Consider the following 2,429-nt stretch of genomic DNA (forward strand, 5'->3'; position numbering starts at 1 on the left):
ATTGGAGTGAGCCGCCGCGACATTGGTGAAGTCGACGGCGGAACAGCCGGTCGCCACGATCGCAAGGAGAACCAGTCCGAGGACAAGTCTCCAGCGTGCAGGCATCGCCAATCTCCAGCGGCGAGTCTAGGGCGGCGTGGCAGAAATAGTCAAGCGACGCTGATTTCACTTTCCGACCTCGCCAGCGAGCTTTAGGTGAGGTGGCTAAAGCGCGAAGGCGTGGCGGGCGGCGTCCTCGCGGAGACCTTCCTTCTTGATCTTCCGCTTGATGCGATCGCGGGTCACCGGGTCGAGGCGGTCGATGAAGAGGACGCCATCGAGGTGGTCCAGCTCGTGCTGCAGCACGCGCGCGCGGAGGCCGCGCGCCGTGAGCTCCACGGGCTTGCCGTCGGCGTCGCGCGCCTCGAGCCGCACCCACGCGGCGCGCGTGACCGGCGCGAAGATGCCAGGGATCGAGAGGCAGCCCTCCTCGGCCGTCACCTGGCCGCCCTGCTCGACGATCACGGGGTTGATGAGCGCCCGCACCCCCCTGCCGTCCTCGTCGCCCACGACGACGAGCCGGAGCGAGATGCCGACCTGCGGCGCGGCGAGGCCGATGCCGACCTCGTCGTACATCGTCTCGGTCATGTCGGCGATCGTCTGCCGAACCTCGGCCGTGACCTCCTCGATCGGCAGCGCGCGCCGCCGGAGGATCGGGTCACCGTACTTGCGGATCTTCAGAACGGCCATTCGATCGGGTCCACCTCCACGTCTATGATACCGCGGCGCGCGGCGGCGCCCTCGCGGAACCCGGCCAGCGCCGCCGCGAGGAGCCGGGGCAGGTCGGCCTTGCCCTTGACGACGATGCGGCGCCCGCGGTCGCGCCGGTCGGGCGCCGGCGGGTAGACCGTGAGCTCCGGCGTCGCGCCGAGCGCCGCGCCCACCCTCTCGGCGAGCTTCTGGGTCTCCGCGGGCGCCGAGCCCCGCACCCCGACGATCGCGAGGCGCCGGAAGGGCGGGTAGCCGAGCTCGGCGCGGAACTTCAGCTCGTGCGTGTAGAACCCCGCGAGGTCCTGACGCGCCGCCGCGTCGAACGCGTAGTGGGTCGGGTGCTGCGACTGGACGATCAGCTGGCCGCCCGCTCCGACGCGCTCCGCCGCCGCCCAGAGGAAGGCGAGGGCGCGCTCGCCCGCGCGGAAGTCGGGGATGCGCAGGAGCTGGTCGGGTGAGACGAACCCCGCGAGGCCCAGCGAGGCGGGGCCGAAGAGCCGGAGCGCGCCGCGCGTGCCGACGACCACGTCGGCCGCCGCCGCCGCCCGGCGCTGGGCCTCGCCGCGGGCGCCGCGCGCCGCCTCCGGGTCGTAGCGCGCGATGCGCGCGTCGGGGAAGCGGCGGCGCACCGCGTGCTCGACGCGCTCGGCGCCCCAGCCGAAGGGCGAGAGCCGCCGGCCGTGGCAGGACGGGCACGTGTCCGGCAGCGGCTGCGAGCGCCCGCAGACCCGGCACGTGAGCGTCGCGGCGGCGCGCGAGTAGGAGAGCGCCAGCCGGCACGTCTCGCAGCGCAGCACCTCGCCGCACTCGTCGCACGCGAGGGAGGACGTGAGGCGGCTGACGGCGAGGAACACCCGCCGCTTCGCGGCGAGCGTCTCGCGGATCGCGCGCGCGAGAGGCGGCGTGAGCGGCTCGCGGCGGAGGATGCCGCGCGTGTCCGCGAGCGCGACGGCGGGCCAGGGCCCGGGGGGCGCCGTCGCCGCCGTGAGCCGGCCGGCGTCGGCGCGCCACCACGTCTCAACGCTCGGCGTCGCCGACGTGAGGAGCACCTGCGCGCCCTCGCGCCGGGCGCGCTCGAGGACGACCTCGCGCGCGTGGATCCGCGGATGGCCCGGCGGCCGGTGCGCGGCCTCGTGCTCGTCCACCAGGACCAGCGTCGCCGGCGCGACGAGCGGCGCCAGGAGCGCCGAGCGCGTGCCGGTCGCGAGGCGCGCCGTCCCCTCGCCGAGCGCCCGCCACGCCGCCGCGCGCGCCTCGTCGCCGACGCCGGAGTCGAGACGGACCGCGGGCCCGAGCTTGGCGAGCCGCTGCGCCCAGCGCGCCGAAGTCTCGACGTCGGGCGCCAGGACGAGGACGGTCCCGTCCGTGCGCTCGATGCGCTCGAGCGCCCGCGTCTCCCGTCCCGCTCCGGTGAAGAGCTCGGGCTTCGGCGCCGGCGACGGCCGCGGGGAGCGCCGGGCCGGAAAGGACACGCTCCCGCTGCGGGCCGGCGGCGGGAGCAGCGCGGCGCAGGTCGAGCCGATGGACGAGAGGCTCTCCGCGGAGATCCAGCCGACGAGGTCGAGCTGCGCCGGCGAGAGGACGGGTTCGGGATCGGCGACGCGGCCGAGCGGCTTGAGCGACGCGTCGTCACCCGCGCGGAGGGCCACGACCATGCCGACGCGCTGGGCGCCGCGGAG

The 2,429-nt window shown here is 75.6% G+C and carries 2 protein-coding genes; both read right to left on the minus strand.

Annotated features, from left to right (window positions below):
- Positions 1-204 precede the first annotated feature (204 nt).
- Positions 205-729 (minus strand): peptide deformylase, encoded by a 525-nt coding sequence (gene def / locus VKG64_19880; GenBank protein ID HKB27300.1) that lies wholly within the window; start codon positions 727-729, stop codon positions 205-207.
- The coding region (gene priA, locus VKG64_19885) for a primosomal protein N' (protein HKB27301.1) at positions 717-2,429 on the minus strand (1,713 nt) is incomplete at its 5' end. The genes def and priA, both read right to left, overlap by 13 nt.

Source organism: Candidatus Methylomirabilota bacterium, from assembly GCA_035260325.1.
GTDB lineage: Bacteria > Methylomirabilota > Methylomirabilia > Rokubacteriales > CSP1-6 > AR19.